General features: G+C 70.7%; 12 protein-coding genes. 6 read left to right on the forward strand and 6 right to left on the reverse strand.

Translation table 11 applies throughout. From position 1 onward, the window contains the following. A partial coding sequence (locus tag A3IC_RS51660) for a dolichyl-phosphate-mannose--protein mannosyltransferase (RefSeq protein WP_020548005.1) occupies positions 1 to 1,590 on the forward strand: 1,590 nt, incomplete at its 5' end. A gap of 35 nt (positions 1,591 to 1,625) precedes the next feature. On the opposite strand, the gene A3IC_RS0100010 is transcribed toward A3IC_RS51660, so the two are convergent. Continuing rightward, on the reverse strand, positions 1,626 to 2,144 hold the full coding sequence (locus A3IC_RS0100010; RefSeq protein WP_026217692.1) for a pyridoxamine 5'-phosphate oxidase family protein: 519 nt from the start codon (positions 2,142 to 2,144) through the stop codon (positions 1,626 to 1,628). A 272-nt stretch (positions 2,145 to 2,416) separates the two neighbouring features. Continuing rightward, a complete protein-coding gene (locus A3IC_RS0100015; RefSeq protein WP_158695755.1) occupies positions 2,417 to 3,070 on the reverse strand; it encodes a hypothetical protein in 654 nt (217 codons plus the stop codon). Positions 3,071 to 3,485: 415 nt separating this feature from the next. Between A3IC_RS0100015 and A3IC_RS51665 the strand changes: the two genes are divergently transcribed. Beyond that, entirely contained in the window at positions 3,486 to 4,148 is a 663-nt protein-coding gene (locus tag A3IC_RS51665) for a TetR/AcrR family transcriptional regulator (RefSeq protein ID WP_020548009.1), read from the forward strand. 1,062 nt (positions 4,149 to 5,210) lie between these two features. Then, the gene (locus tag A3IC_RS0100040) at positions 5,211 to 5,609 is read left to right on the forward strand and encodes an arginase family protein (RefSeq protein WP_026217693.1); all 399 of its coding nucleotides are present in this window, start codon (positions 5,211 to 5,213) and stop codon (positions 5,607 to 5,609) included. A gap of 81 nt (positions 5,610 to 5,690) precedes the next feature. On the opposite strand, the gene A3IC_RS72340 is transcribed toward A3IC_RS0100040, so the two are convergent. Together A3IC_RS72340 and A3IC_RS51670 are read right to left on the reverse strand one after the other, a co-directional pair. Next, positions 5,691 to 5,819, reverse strand: coding sequence for a hypothetical protein (locus A3IC_RS72340; protein ID WP_281174441.1), 129 nt, complete (start codon positions 5,817 to 5,819; stop codon positions 5,691 to 5,693). 167 nt (positions 5,820 to 5,986) lie between these two features. Continuing rightward, the gene (locus A3IC_RS51670) at positions 5,987 to 7,369 is read right to left on the reverse strand and encodes an MFS transporter (RefSeq protein ID WP_020548011.1); all 1,383 of its coding nucleotides are present in this window, start codon (positions 7,367 to 7,369) and stop codon (positions 5,987 to 5,989) included. Positions 7,370 to 7,660: 291 nt separating this feature from the next. Here A3IC_RS51670 and A3IC_RS0100055 point away from each other — a divergent pair, with 291 nt between their 5' ends. Beyond that, positions 7,661 to 8,275, forward strand: a complete 615-nt coding sequence (locus A3IC_RS0100055) for a TetR/AcrR family transcriptional regulator (protein ID WP_020548012.1) — start codon at positions 7,661 to 7,663, stop codon at positions 8,273 to 8,275. 59 nt (positions 8,276 to 8,334) lie between these two features. On the opposite strand, the gene A3IC_RS0100060 is transcribed toward A3IC_RS0100055, so the two are convergent. Continuing rightward, the gene (locus A3IC_RS0100060) at positions 8,335 to 9,171 is read right to left on the reverse strand and encodes an AraC family transcriptional regulator (RefSeq protein ID WP_026217695.1); all 837 of its coding nucleotides are present in this window, start codon (positions 9,169 to 9,171) and stop codon (positions 8,335 to 8,337) included. A gap of 68 nt (positions 9,172 to 9,239) precedes the next feature. Here A3IC_RS0100060 and A3IC_RS0100065 point away from each other — a divergent pair, with 68 nt between their 5' ends. After that, complete coding sequence (locus tag A3IC_RS0100065) at positions 9,240 to 10,196, forward strand: DMT family transporter (RefSeq protein ID WP_026217696.1); 957 nt, start codon at positions 9,240 to 9,242, stop codon at positions 10,194 to 10,196. A gap of 1,115 nt (positions 10,197 to 11,311) precedes the next feature. Here the strand turns inward: A3IC_RS0100065 and A3IC_RS0100075 are convergent. Continuing rightward, positions 11,312 to 12,196, reverse strand: coding sequence for a helix-turn-helix domain-containing protein (locus A3IC_RS0100075; protein WP_052173148.1), 885 nt, complete (start codon positions 12,194 to 12,196; stop codon positions 11,312 to 11,314). Positions 12,197 to 12,359: 163 nt separating this feature from the next. On the opposite strand from A3IC_RS0100075, the gene A3IC_RS0100080 reads away from it, so the two are divergent. Then, positions 12,360 to 13,223 carry an alpha/beta fold hydrolase gene (locus A3IC_RS0100080; RefSeq protein WP_020548016.1) on the forward strand — a complete coding sequence of 288 codons (864 nt, stop codon included), beginning with the start codon at positions 12,360 to 12,362 and terminating at the stop codon, positions 13,221 to 13,223. Positions 13,224 to 13,240 lie beyond the last annotated feature (17 nt).

The following is a 13,240-nucleotide window of genomic DNA, read 5'->3' on the forward strand; positions in this document are numbered from 1 at the left end:
CGGGACCGGCCGCCGACCTCGTTGCGCGAGCGATTGGTGCCCTCGTACACCGACAACAGCCCGTACACCGGCGGCGGCTGGCTGCCGTGCGTCCTGGTGACGCTGCTGGCCGGTTTCATCCGGTTCTGGAACCTGGGCAAGCCGCGGGCGGTGATATTCGACGAGACGTACTACGCCAAGGACGGCTGGTCGCTGCTCAAGCTCGGCTACGAGGGCACCTGGCCCAAGGAGGCCAACGACCAGATCCTGGCCGGTCGGACCGACACGCTGCAGACCCAGGGCTCGTACATCGTGCACCCGCCGATCGGCAAGTGGACGATCGCGCTGGGCGAGCAACTCTTCGGGCTGACGCCGTTCGGGTGGCGCTTCGCGCTCGCGGTGCTCGGCACCCTGTCGGTGCTGATGTTGTGCCGGATCGGCCGCCGCCTGTTCCGCTCGACGCTGCTGGGCTGCGTCGCGGGCCTGCTGATGGCGCTCGACGGCCTGCACTTCGTGATGAGCCGCACATCGCTGCTCGACCTGGTGCTGATGTTCTGGATCCTGGCCGCGTTCGGATGTCTGCTGATCGACCGCGACGACACCAGAGGGATCGCGGCCCGGTTGTTCGAGTCCGGCCCGGACGCGGCACGGGCGGCCTCGATGAAGTTCGGGTTGCGACCGTGGCGGATCGTGGCCGGCATCTGTCTGGGCATGGCCTGCGGCACCAAGTGGAGCGGCATCTACGTNCTCGCCGCCTTCGGCGTCATGACCGTTCTCTGGGACGCCGGCACNCGNCGCGCGTGCGGCGCGCGCCGGCCNTACCGCGCNNCNCTGCGGCACGACGTGCTGTTCGCGTTCCTGTCCACCGTCGCCATCGCGGTGGCGATCTACATCTGGTCCTGGACCGGCTGGTTCATGACCGACGGCGGCTACTTCCGGCACTGGGCCGACGACCGCTCCGGGCTGTCCCCGGACGAGGTGTTCGGCATCCCACTGCCCCAATTCGGCATGTCGTGGGTGCCGGCGCCGCTGCGCAGCCTGTGGCACTACCACGCGGAGATGTGGTCGTTCCACACTCACCTGGACGACCCACACCAGTACCAGTCGAACCCGTGGAGCTGGCCGGTGCTCGGCCGGCCGGTGCTCTACTCCAACGAAATCGTGCACCGGGGCGCGGCCGGGTGCACCGAGCAGGACTGCTACCAGACCGTACTGGCCATCGGGACACCGCTGCTGTGGTGGACCGGCGTGATCGCGGCCGGCTACCTGCTGTTCCGCTGGGCCGGCCGCCGCGACTGGCGCGCGGGCGCGATCCTGTGCGGCCTGGGCGCGGCGTACCTGCCCTGGCTGGCCTTCCAAGAGCGCACGATCTTCCTGTTCTATGCCGTCGCCTTCGTACCGTTCCTGTGCCTGGCGGTGACCATGATGCTCGGCGCACTGCTCGGCCCACCCGGGGCCACCGAGCGGCGACGCGCGTGGGGCACCGCCGGAGTGGTCGCGATCATCGCGCTGATCGCCTGGAACTTCCTCTACTTCTACCCGATCCTCGCCGGTGAGACGATCGGTCGAAGTGCGTGGCTGGATCGCATGTGGTTCAGCACCTGGATCTGAGCCGGAAGGTGGCCGCACGCCGGCGCGGTCTCGGGTCAGGCGGTGTCGAAGCGCCACCGGGTCTGGGTGAAGGTGCCCTTGCCGAATCCGAAGACGGTCGTCGGCGCGACGCGGTAGACCGCCGCCCGGTTGCCGTCCTTGCCCTGAAAGGCCCCGTCACGCACGTCGAAGTGCCACTCCGGGCCGTACTTGCCCTGGTACGCGTCGGCCAGCCGGCTCAGCCGCGCGTGGTCGGTCAGCAGCGCCGCCTCGCCCTCGACGACCAGGTCCAGGCCCTCGTGCAGGGCGTTGTCGCCGGTGGTCAGGACGCAGTTCGCGTTGGCGGCGAGGTTGCGCGCCTTGCGCTCCTCGGCGCCTGTACAGAAGTGCAACGCGTCGTCGAGCCAGACACCCAACAACGGGGTGACGTGCGGCCGCCCCTCGGGCCGCACCGTGGTCAGCCAGTACACCGGTGCGGTCGCGAGCCGAGTGACGGCCTCCGACCACGGGGTGGCGACCGCCGCGGGGTCGCTGTAGCGCGCGTCGAGATCGGTACGGGGTTCGTGCTTCGACATCAAGGTGTCCTTCGGTGAGTCGATCGGTGGTCTGCACATGATGAGACCGCGCTTCGCCGTGAAACTCATCGGCGGGCGGGCGTTGTTCGCCCGAAGGAAGCAGTCGTTGGGCGATATGCCGGCCGAGCGTCACCCGCGCCACGAGGGTGCGTGGACAGTCCGGATCAGTCCGGGCAGTGCGGGCGGCCGGAGCCGGAGCGGAAGACCGCGTCCGTCCGGGCGCCGGTGGGCCCGTCGAGGCGGGCCGCCGGTCGTGCGGCGTGCCACACACGTCACGGGCATATTCGGCGTTCGGCCTTCACGTTCCGGTCGAAGCGCACACGCACCGGCGGCCCCTGCGGCGGGTCGTACTCCAGGGCACGGTTGCCGATGAACCGCGTGTTGGCAATCGTGCCCCGATCCCTGTGGCATCCGTCCAGAATCCGCGTACTGCGATCGAGTCCCTTCTCCATGCGAATCTCCAGGCCGTACCTCGCGTGGCGCACGTCGCCGTCGTCGTAATCCAGCCGTACCGCCCGGATCCGACCGTCCGGCGACACCGCCACGACCTCTTCGGTCGACCTGCCGGAGGGAACCAAGGACGCGAGGACGGCGTATGCGACCAGGATGAAGCCCACCATCACTCCACTCAGGATCGCGAGAGCCAGAGCGCAGACGCGGAGCAGGAAGCTACGGGAGGTCGCCACGATCTCGGTCGCGATCAGGCACCAGCCGAGGGTGGCCAAGACGGGCCTACTGGAGAGGATTCCCTCGTCGAGGACGTCCAGGTTCCACGGGTTGGGCTCGACGAGCCGCCAGACGGCGAACGCCGCGCCGGCCGACCCCAGCAGCAGCACCCTGCGGACGATCACCGCCATCCGGATCATGCGCGCGAGTTCGGGATCGTCATCGCTCGATCGCGCGTCGGGCGTCGTTCCCCATGTCATCGCCCACCCCCGAACCCCCGTGGCGGGGAGCGTGGGTGCTACGCCCCCAACCGATATGGGCGGAACGTACCCACCACCACGCGCCCTACTCCCCGCGGCGGGGCCGAAGCCGGGGTGTAGGTCCTCCCGCGGATGAAGTGCCGTACCGGTGCGTGTCGGACGCGGGGGAGCTCGTGTCCGTCAGGTGGAGCGGCGTGGTGGTCCGGTTGGTGACCTCGGTGGACGACGAGTTGCCGGTGACCGCCTGGACGATCATTCCGGCGGGGACGGTCATCCCTTCCGCCGCGGCATGATGCATCGTCATAAAGGCCCCCGCCGACCGCAGTTCATGAATCCGGGCGGCCGAGCGAGCTACGTCGGCCGAACCGCCGGGAAGCCTGGACGCAAATTACCGAACTCGACTAGCTTTTCGGACATGGAACCTGAGGAACGCCGCGCGAACATCCGCAAGCCGCGCGGCCGTTACGCCAAGGGGGTCGCGCGCCGCAACCAGATCCTCGAAGTGGCACTCGACGTCTTCGCCACCCTGGGCGAGAAGGGCGCGCTGATCAAGGAGATCGCCGACCGCATGGGCATGTCCCAGGCCGGCGTCCTGCACTACTTCGGATCACGCGAGGGCCTGCTGATCTGGGTCCTGGCCGAACGCGACCGCGTCGCCGCCGAGAAGATCTCCCGGGATCGGTTCGACGATCCGCTCACCCCGATGGCCGACACCCTGCGCCGCAACGGCGACGTCCCCGGGCTGATCCGCCTGTACGTGAGCCTCGCCGCCGCGGCCGGCTTCCCGGAACACCCCGCCCGCGAATTCTTCGAGATCCGCTCCGCCGACATCGTCGCGGGCCTGCGCGACGGCCTCGCCGACCTGCAACGCCAGGGCCGCGTCCGCCCCGACATCGACTCGGCCGCCGTCGCCCGCCTGGCCCTCGCCGCCGCCGACGGCATCCAGTACCAGTGGCTGATCGACCCCACGGTGGACATGGGCGGCGTCATCGACACGATCCTCGCCCTGGTCGTGAACGTCCCCCAGCCCTCCGCCACCTCGACCGGCGGGGCCGGCGAGGCCGCTCAACACCGATGACATCGACAACCGGGGGGTCCGTGCCGGTGATCGTCACGACGGTAGTGCCCGCGGTCGGGCCGCTGTTCGGCGTGAGGCCGGTGGCCTCGGGCGTGGGAACGGTGTGCAGGGACAGTTGCCTGGGACTGTTCACCCCGGTGGCGGCGGTGGTGACGGTGTTGGTGGCGTAGATGGACCCGGGCACGTTCCCGCTGGGGCGGTCGGTGACGTAGGCAGTGGTACGACCGGGCTGAACCGCGTGCGCGGCCGACGCGGCCAAGGCGACCAGGCCGGTCGCGGTGAGCACGGCAACTTCGAGTGGACAGTACTCACCACCCGCCGAGTCTGCGCGAGCGCCCCACCCACGCCGCACACGCCCACCTCCTCGATGAGGAACTCCCGTGAGTGGCACGGGAGTTGAGCCTGCTACCGCTGCCCTGGCACACGCCGCCGCGTACATGATCAACGAGGACGCCCCCTGCGCACCCCGACACGCTGAGGGCGCGGGCGAACCTGGCCGCCTCGTACCGCCGGCCGGGGCGGCGGACCGACGAAGCCATCGCCCTGGAGGAGCGAGTGCCGGCCGACCGCGAGCGGCTGCTGGGCGAAGAACACCCCGACACGGTGGCGGTAGCGGATGCCGTGCGCAGGTGGATGAGTGAGTAGGAATCCACAGTTGTGTGCAAATCGCGACCCCACCGGACGACACCGTCCGGCGGAGCGCAGTTCGGCGACCCTGCGCCCGGGGTACTCGGTCTGCCAGGCCACTGGACGTTGGACCATGCCGCGGCTGCTCCCGGGACCCGTCGTTGACGGTACCCAAGTCCGGAACGGACTTCCGAGGCCGGTCGTACCCTCACTCACTCTCGGAGGACGCGCCGAGAATTCGCGACGCGGGGTGTCTCCGAGGAGACGCCCCGATCCGGCTCCGGGGCATCACGACGTGCTCCGCAGGATCCACCGGAACGCTTCCATCACCGACTCGTGACAGCACATCGTCCCTGCACATCCTCGACAGGCACCCATGCAGAACCCTCCCGTCACCATGTTCGGCCCCCCGATCACCTTCCTCGGGGTTCCGGCGTGCGACCTCGACGCCCCGGCCACCTACGCCGACGCCGACATCGTGGTCCTCGGGCCCCGCTCGACGGCGGCACCTCCTACCGCTCCGGCGCACGGTTCGGCCCGTCCGCCATCCGCCAGGCGTGTTACCTGCCACAGGCCGGATCGAGGCCGAGCCTGGCACTTCGGGTCGACGCCCTGCAGGACCTGAAGGTCTACGACGCCGGCGACGTGGCCCTGTACAGCGATGACATGGCGGAGTCGGTCAAGCACATCGAAGCGGCCGTCTTCAAGATCGCCTCCACCTGGGACCGCCGCGAACCACTGCTGCACGGTCGAGACTCCGACGAACAACTTCAGCAAATCGACAACGGCCGGATCCACGGCCACCCGCACACCCGGGATCGTCGCGGTCGTTGACGCCGGTGAGGAGGAGGCCGAGGCGGCGGAGCCCTTCGGGAAACCCGTGTGCGGCGAGGCGTTCCCGTCGGCGTCGGTCCGTCAGTTGCGCTTTCTGTTCTTGCTCCACAACCCGAAGGCGAACATCCCGAGGATGAAGACGAGAATGGCAACTCCGAACACCGTTCCGGGCGTTCCGTCGGGTATCCATTCTCCGCGCGCGAGCGTCATCGAAGCTCTCCTGTCTCGACCGAACGAACGAGCCACGGCCGCTCGAACAGCCGATTCGGTCTCGGCCCATCCGACCTCGAGTGACCGGCATGGTGTCCTCGAAGTGTTGCCCCGATGTCGCCGATCATGCCGCCCGACCACCACTGTCGACGGGCGACATCTCGGACTCACCGTGCCGGCACGCGCGTCGTCTCACCCGGTTGCGGCAGGCGCGCGGGGCGGAAGAGGGTGAGGGCAGCGGCGGCGGCGAGCCCCGCGCTGATCGCGGCGGCGCCGAACGCGGTCGCGATGCCGTGCGTGAGGACGTGCTCGGCGCTCTGCGTGGGGGACGCCCCGCGGGTCGCGGCGCCGAACACGGTCACCCACACCGCCAGCCCCAGCGTGCCGCCCATCCACTGGGTGGTCTGCAACAGGCCCGACGCCGCGCCTGATTCGTGCGCCGCGACGCCCGACAGGCCGTAGATGTTCAGCGGCGTCATGGCGATTCCGGCGCCCGCTCCGATGAGTATCACCGGTCCGAGGATGCCCGTCGGGTACCCGGTGGCGTCCCCGAGGCGGGCAAGCCACACGAGCCCGGTGGTGCAGGCGACCGCGCCGACCGCCACCGGCCACGCGGTGCCCACCCGCCGGGTCACCGCGGGCGCGAGCCTGGCCATCGTGAACTGCGCGGCCATCAGGGGCAGGAAGGCCAGGCCGCTCTTGATCGGGCTGAAGCCCCGCCCTTCCTGGAAGTATTGGCCGAGCAGGAAGAGCACGCTGAACATCGCGGCCGCATAGAGCCCGACGATGGGCAGTACCCGGGCAAGGGTGCCGGACACGGCCAGGCGCAGCGGCAGGACGGGCTCGGCGGCGCGCCGCTCGACCAGCCGGAACGCGGGCAGGAGAACGGCTGCGGCGACGAGGCCCGCGACGGTGCGGCCGTCGTGCCAGCCGTCGGACGCCGCGCGGATGAAGGCGTACACCAGGGCGGTGATTCCGGCGGTGCCGGCCAGCGCGCCGGCGAGGTCGAAACGTGGGCGGACGGTCGGGGCGGACCGCTTCGGCTCGCGGACGACGCGCATGGCGAGTGCGGCGAGCAGCGCGCCGAGTGGCACGTTGATCAGAAAGACCCAGCGCCACGAGACGAGTTCGGTAAGCACGCCGCCGAGGATGAGGCCGACGGACGCGCCGCCGCCGAGTACCGCCGAGTACCACGACAGGGCGCGCGCCCGTGCGGGTCCTTCGAAGGTGCTGACGATGAGGGCCATCGTGCTGGGGCCGACGAGCGCGCCGCCGACGCCTTGCAGGACACGGGCGCCGATCAGCCACCAGGCCCACGGTGCGAGGCCCGCGAGCAGCGAGGCGGTGGTGAACAGGAGGACACCGGCGATGAACGTCCGGCGGCGCCCGAACGCGTCCCCGAGCCGCCCGCCGAGCAGGAGCAGGCCGCCGAAGGCGAGCGTGTACGCGTTGAGCACCCACGATGACGCGGTCGGCGAGAGGTCGAGTGCGGAGCCCATGTCGGGCAGCGCGAGGTTCACCACGGTGACGTCGATGCCGATGAGCAGCATCGAACCGGTGATGACCGCGAGTACGAGGCCGGCCCCCCGGATTCCGGGTCCGGAGGGGCCGCCGGAAGCTCCGACGGCCGACGTCGGAGGCGAAGACCCGGGCAAGGACCCGGTCGGCTCCTCGGATGAGGACGCCTGGGGTGCGCCGGCCGCGGCGGAAGAAGGCATGGCTGACCTCCAAAGGTCAGGACAAGGGAATTTAAGAGACCCACTGGTCTCCTAAATTCACTCTAGGAGACTCGACAGTCTCTTACAAGCCGTTGGGGATACTGGAGTCCGCAGACGAGAAAGGTGACCGCGTTGGAATCCCGCACCGGAGAACCGCGCCACGCCGCCGCACCGCCCACCCGACGGCGCGGCCGCGAACTCCAACAGGCCATCTACCAGGCGACCTTCGAGCAGCTGCGCGAGGTCGGCTACGCGGGCCTGACGATGGACGGCGTCGCCGCCGCCGCGCGGACCGGCAAGGCCCCGCTGTACCGGCGCTGGCCCGACAAGGACGCCTTGCTCGTCGACGCGCTGCGCGACCGACTCCCGTCCGCCGACGACATCCCGCTCGCCGGTGACCTGCGATCCGACCTGATCGCGATCCTGCGCTTCCTGCGCGGTGCCTGCGCGATCACCGCCGACACGGCACTGCAGACGGTCAAGCAGCAGTCAGAGGGCGTACACGCGATGATGCGCGAACGCATCTCCGAGCCGACCCGGCGCCTGATCCTGGAGACCCTGCGCGCGGCGGAAGAACGCGGCGACACCCGCCCCGGATCCGCGACCCCCCTCACCGCGCGCGTCGGTCCCGCCATGATCGCCTATCAAAACCTGAGCGCCCCGACGGAACTCACCGACGAATTCGTGGTGTCGGTCGTCGACGAGGTCCTGCTCCCCATGCTGCGCGGCCCGGCCTGACCCCGGCGACCACTGCCCCCGGGCCGCCTTCGCCGGCGCCCCGTGATGGCGTTCGGTACTCAGGCACGGCGGAACACGCCGGGCGTGACGCCGTACACACGCTGGAACCAGCGGCCGAAGTGCGCCTGGTCGGCGAAGCCGGTGACCGCCGCGGCGTCGGCGGGCGCGGCGCCGGCCTCGAGCAGGGAACGCGCGTGACGCAGGCGCAGTTGTCGCTGGTAGTCGCTCGGCGCGAAGCCGAATTCGGCGCGGAAGCAACGGTAGAGGGCGAACCGGCTGCATCCGGCGGCCTCCGCCAGTTGCTCGGCGGGTATCGGTTCGAGGTAGCCATCGTCCAGGAGTGACCGGGCTCGGTGGGCCGCTTGGCGGCGCGCTCGGTCGGTCGGTGTCCGGGCGCGCACAGGAGGTGCCGTGGAGGACGCGCCACGGCGGGTCATGGCGGTGACAGCCGCGGTCAGGCGTTCATCGCGTACCAACGGATCCGCGGTGCCGACCAGCGCGGCGTGCAGACGGGCGAGGGCGTCGGCGAGCGCGTGGTCGCTCAACACGGGGCGTGGGAACAGGGGCAGGGCGCTGGAGCGTCCGTCGGTGACGTCGGTGATCACTTCGCGCACGACGGATGGCCCGATGTGGACGATGCGGTACTGATACCCCGACTCGGCCGCGGCTCGGCCGTCGTGGACGTCATCCGGATTGAAGGCCATCACCATCCCGGCACCGCTGGTGTGGGCGGCGCCCCGGCAGCGAAACCGCTGGGCGCCGGCGTCGGTGATGCCGAACGAGTACGTGTCGTGGCTGTGTGGCGGGTAGACGTGATCGAGGAAGTGCGCGTGCATGGCTTCCACGGGGCGTGCGCCGTCGCGCCAGTAGCGAACCCAGCTGTCGGCCGTTGTCATGGACGCATTATGAGCGCGGCGCACCAGCGTTCAAGACCCCCACGGGCCACAACCGTCAGAGTCGGCCCATGTCACGGAAGAGGGGCTTGCACAGCCCGTACCTTTTGCTGTCGATCACCATGGTGCTGTGGGGAGGCGCCTTCTCCGGCTCCAAGTCGGTGGTGGAACACGTACCGCACTCGGTGGCCGCCCTGCTGCGGTTCGGGGGCGCCGCTCTGGCCCTCCTGGTGGCGGTGGTGCTCTTCGGCGACCGGCAGGCGAAGACATCACCGCACACCGGCCGGCGCGCCGCCATGGCGGGCGTCCTGGGGGTCTTCGCCTACAACGGCTTCTTTTTCTGGGGGCTCTCGCTCGCGCCCTCTCTGGACGCGGGCATCCTCATTCCCGTGATGAGTCCTGTGATCACCAGTTTCCTTCTGCTGGTCACCGGGCGGGAGCGGGCGTCGAGGGCACGGCTGGGCGGCCTCGCGCTGGGTCTGGCCGGGGCCGTGGTGTTCTTTCTCGGGGCAAGCGGCAGTGCGCACGGGAACCCGTCGCGCCTTGCCGGAGACGCGCTGTTCCTCCTCAGCGCGGTGTGCTGGGCTGCCTATACGCTTGCCGGCCCTCGGGTGTTGGCCGGCATCGATCCGCTGCGCGCCACCACCTACGCGACGTGCGCGGGGGCGCTGCTGCTGGGCGTGATCGCCGCGCCCGAAATCCCGAGCGTGGAGTGGAGCGAGTTGCCGCCGGGCGTCTGGCTGGACGCGGTCTACCTGGCACTGGGCGCGGCCGCCGTCGCCAATCTCCTCTACTACCGGGGGGTGGGAGCCGTGGGGCCCGCCTCCGCCTCGTTGATGATGTTCACCGTCCCGGTGGTCAACATCGTGTGCGGCACACTGTTTCTGGGGGAATCCTTCGACGCCGTACAGACCGCGGGGGCCCTGGTGCTTTCGGCGGGTGCGGTCCTTGCCGCGCTGGAAGGGCGGCTGTCCCGGCGCGCCGCCGTGGCACCGGTCCCCGAGCAGGAGGACTCGGCCAAGGCGTGACTTCGCCGGCCGGTGTGGTCCGAGACCATGCCCGGGCGACATCGCATGAGGCCCGGCACCATGGACGGGGTCGGGTACCGCCATACCGTCGTGCGGATACACGACGCCCCGGGACGGTGCGGGCGTATCTCACCGGTCTCGGAACGAGCCGCCCATGGCGGACACCACGGAAGGCGGCGCATCGCGCGCTGTGGGCGTCGAAGCCGGCGCACCGGTCCGCGTGCCGGAAGCCGAACACCAACGTGCCGTGTGGCTGGATGACCTGACCACCGTCGGCACCGCCGTCACAGGGCACACCGTCCTCGCGGACTGGGAGCACCTGCACGCGTCCGGAACCCCCGGCCGGAGCCGGTGTCGGGGCTGTGGATCGACGGCTACTTCCCCGCCGAGACGCACCTGAACCCGCACCACGGCCGGAACCACGACGCGCAGTTCGTGCTGCGCCTCCCCGACGACTGGAACGGCAAGCTCGTCGTCACCGCCGCTCCGGGAATCCGACGGCAGTACGCCGCCGACCACATCATCGCCGACGGCTGCCCCGACTGGCATCCGGCTGCCGGGAACCCTGGGCGCGCCGCCGGCACGGCAACATGTGACCGGACACCCCATCGCCGAGCCGGACCATGGCATCGCACACCACCCTCCGAAGCTCCGACCGTCGCCCGGCGAAACACGTCACTGTGCGGCCCCGTACCGACGGCCCGGCGCCGCGCACCCCGCGCCCGGCTGTGTGGTACTACGGCCCGGAGATCGCCGGCAGACGAGAACGGACGCGACAGGTACAGCTGACCGCCCCGGCGACTCTGGCGTCGTTGGCCCGGTTGATCACGGCCACAGAGACCACGCCCGAGCGAGCGCTTGCCTGGCTGGAGGAGCAACTGGGCGTCAGGGTCGCGCTGTTCGACGGCGCGGGCGTCGCCCCCGCGACCGATCCGCCGCACGCGGCGTCGGCCCGGTCCCTCCGGCGCAGCGCCCGCTTCCGCGTCGACGGCGATCCCGTGGTCGAGTCCGCGTGCGGAGGGGCACCGCTTCCCACACGATCGACATCGTGCCGCACGACGACATCGCGGCGGACGGACCGCGCGGCCAGGAGACGCGGGTGCCGAGCACCCTGGTCACCGTGCCGGTGCGGACCGACGGAACTCCGGTGGACAGGTGGGGCCTCCGGGAAGACGAACCCTCCCGGGAGGCCCCGCGTGTGTCCGCGGCCGCGCGCCGAAAACGTGGGTCCTGGCCGGGAGTTCCCTGATCGGCCAAGCGACGTCGTCAACCGTCAGAAACGGCTCGCCGACCACGGCCGCCGGGGTCAGTCCGGTGTACGCCGTGACATCCCGATGCAGGTGGGACTGGTCGGTGTAGCCGCTGTCGGCCGCGACTCGGGCTGTGGCGTCACCCGCGACCAGGCGGTGCACCGCATGGTCGAAGCGGACCAGTTTCGCGGCGCGCTTGGGAGGCATGCCGATCTGCGACCGGAACCGGGCCCACAGGCGCTTGCGGCTCCATCCGAGTTCGGCCGCCAGTCGATCGATCCGGACCAGGCCACGCTCGACCACGATCCGGTGCCAGGCCCAGGCCACCTCCGGATCCACCGGCGATCGCACCTCGGATCGGCGGGCGAGCAACTGCTCCGTGAACGCGAAGCGGCCCTCCCACGAGCGGACTTCGGCCAGTTGCCCGCGAATTCGTGACGCCTCTCGGCCCCACAGGTCCTCCAGGGTCACCAGGGCGCCGTCCAGATCGGCCGGGCCGACGCCCAGGACCGTGCGCGCCACCACCGGCGACAGGCGGACCTGCACGCACTCGACGTGTTCGCCCCACGCCCGGACCGCGCCTCCGCGCCCGAACCCGGGCCCGGCGACGACACTTCCCCGATGCCGCCGCCCGGCGCCGTCCTCGACGACGGACGGTGTCGCCCCGAACTCCAGGACCAGCATCACGGCCGGATGCGGAACCACCCGCAAGCCGCCCACGAGCGGGCCGGGAACACTGAACCCGGCCATGTCCACACCGGCCGTCCGGCCGGCCCGGCGTGGACGTGCCACGTCCCACGCAGCCGGATCCTCGCCCGCACCCGCAGTCGACCGCATCGTCACATGGTATGCGGGGGCGGGGACGGAACATTTGTGCAATCCACCGGCACGCCCCGGCGGCGACAGTGAGCCCATGACTCTCCCCGACGATCAACCGCAGGTCGGCGGCGGCGCCGCGACCACCGAAGACTCGCTCCTGCACCTGGGGAACGGCGACATGTACGTCCGCCGGGACGGCTCCCGAAACGCCCCCGCGCTGGTCCTCATCCACGGGTCGGCCTCCTCGACCCGCTCGTGGGACCAGCTCGTTCCGCTGCTGACCGCGGCCCATCACATCATCCGGATCGATCTGCTCGGCCACGGCCGGTCGTCCGAACCGGCCGACCGCCGCTATGAGACCACCGAGCAGGGCCGCACGGTCGGCGCGGCACTGGACCGGCTCGGCGTCGAGCACGCCGTCGTCGTCGGCCATTCCAGCGGTGGCTATGCCGCCACCGCCCTCGCCGAACAACGCCCCGACCTGGTGACCGCGCTCTCGCTCGTCGACACCGGTCCCGGCCTGGACGCCTTCGTCGCACCGGAATCCGCCGCCATCGGCCCCGCGCAGTGGCCGCCGACCGATGAGCAGGTCCGGCTATTCGCCGGCACGGGCTTTCGTCCGGGCTTCCGGATCCCGCAAGAGCTCGTCGACGACGTGCGCGACATGACCCATCACGCGTTCACCGCGTCCATGCAGGCGTCCCGCGCCTATCTGGAGCAACAGACGCTCCCCGATCGACTGAAGACCCTCGGCAAGCCGCTCCAGGTGATCTTCGGCGACCAAGACCGCCGATGGCGCCCCGCGTCGGCCGCCGACTACCACGCCGTCCCGGGCGCGATCGTCGAACTGCTGCCCGGGTCCGGACACACCCCCATCCTGGAGGATCCCCCGCGGACCGCCGCATTGCTCCTGGCCTTCACCACGACCCACGCCGCGCGGGCCCGGAAGGGCACCTGACGCGCGCCATCGGGCGC

This window comes from Embleya scabrispora DSM 41855 (genome assembly GCF_000372745.1).
Classification (GTDB): domain Bacteria; phylum Actinomycetota; class Actinomycetes; order Streptomycetales; family Streptomycetaceae; genus Embleya; species Embleya scabrispora.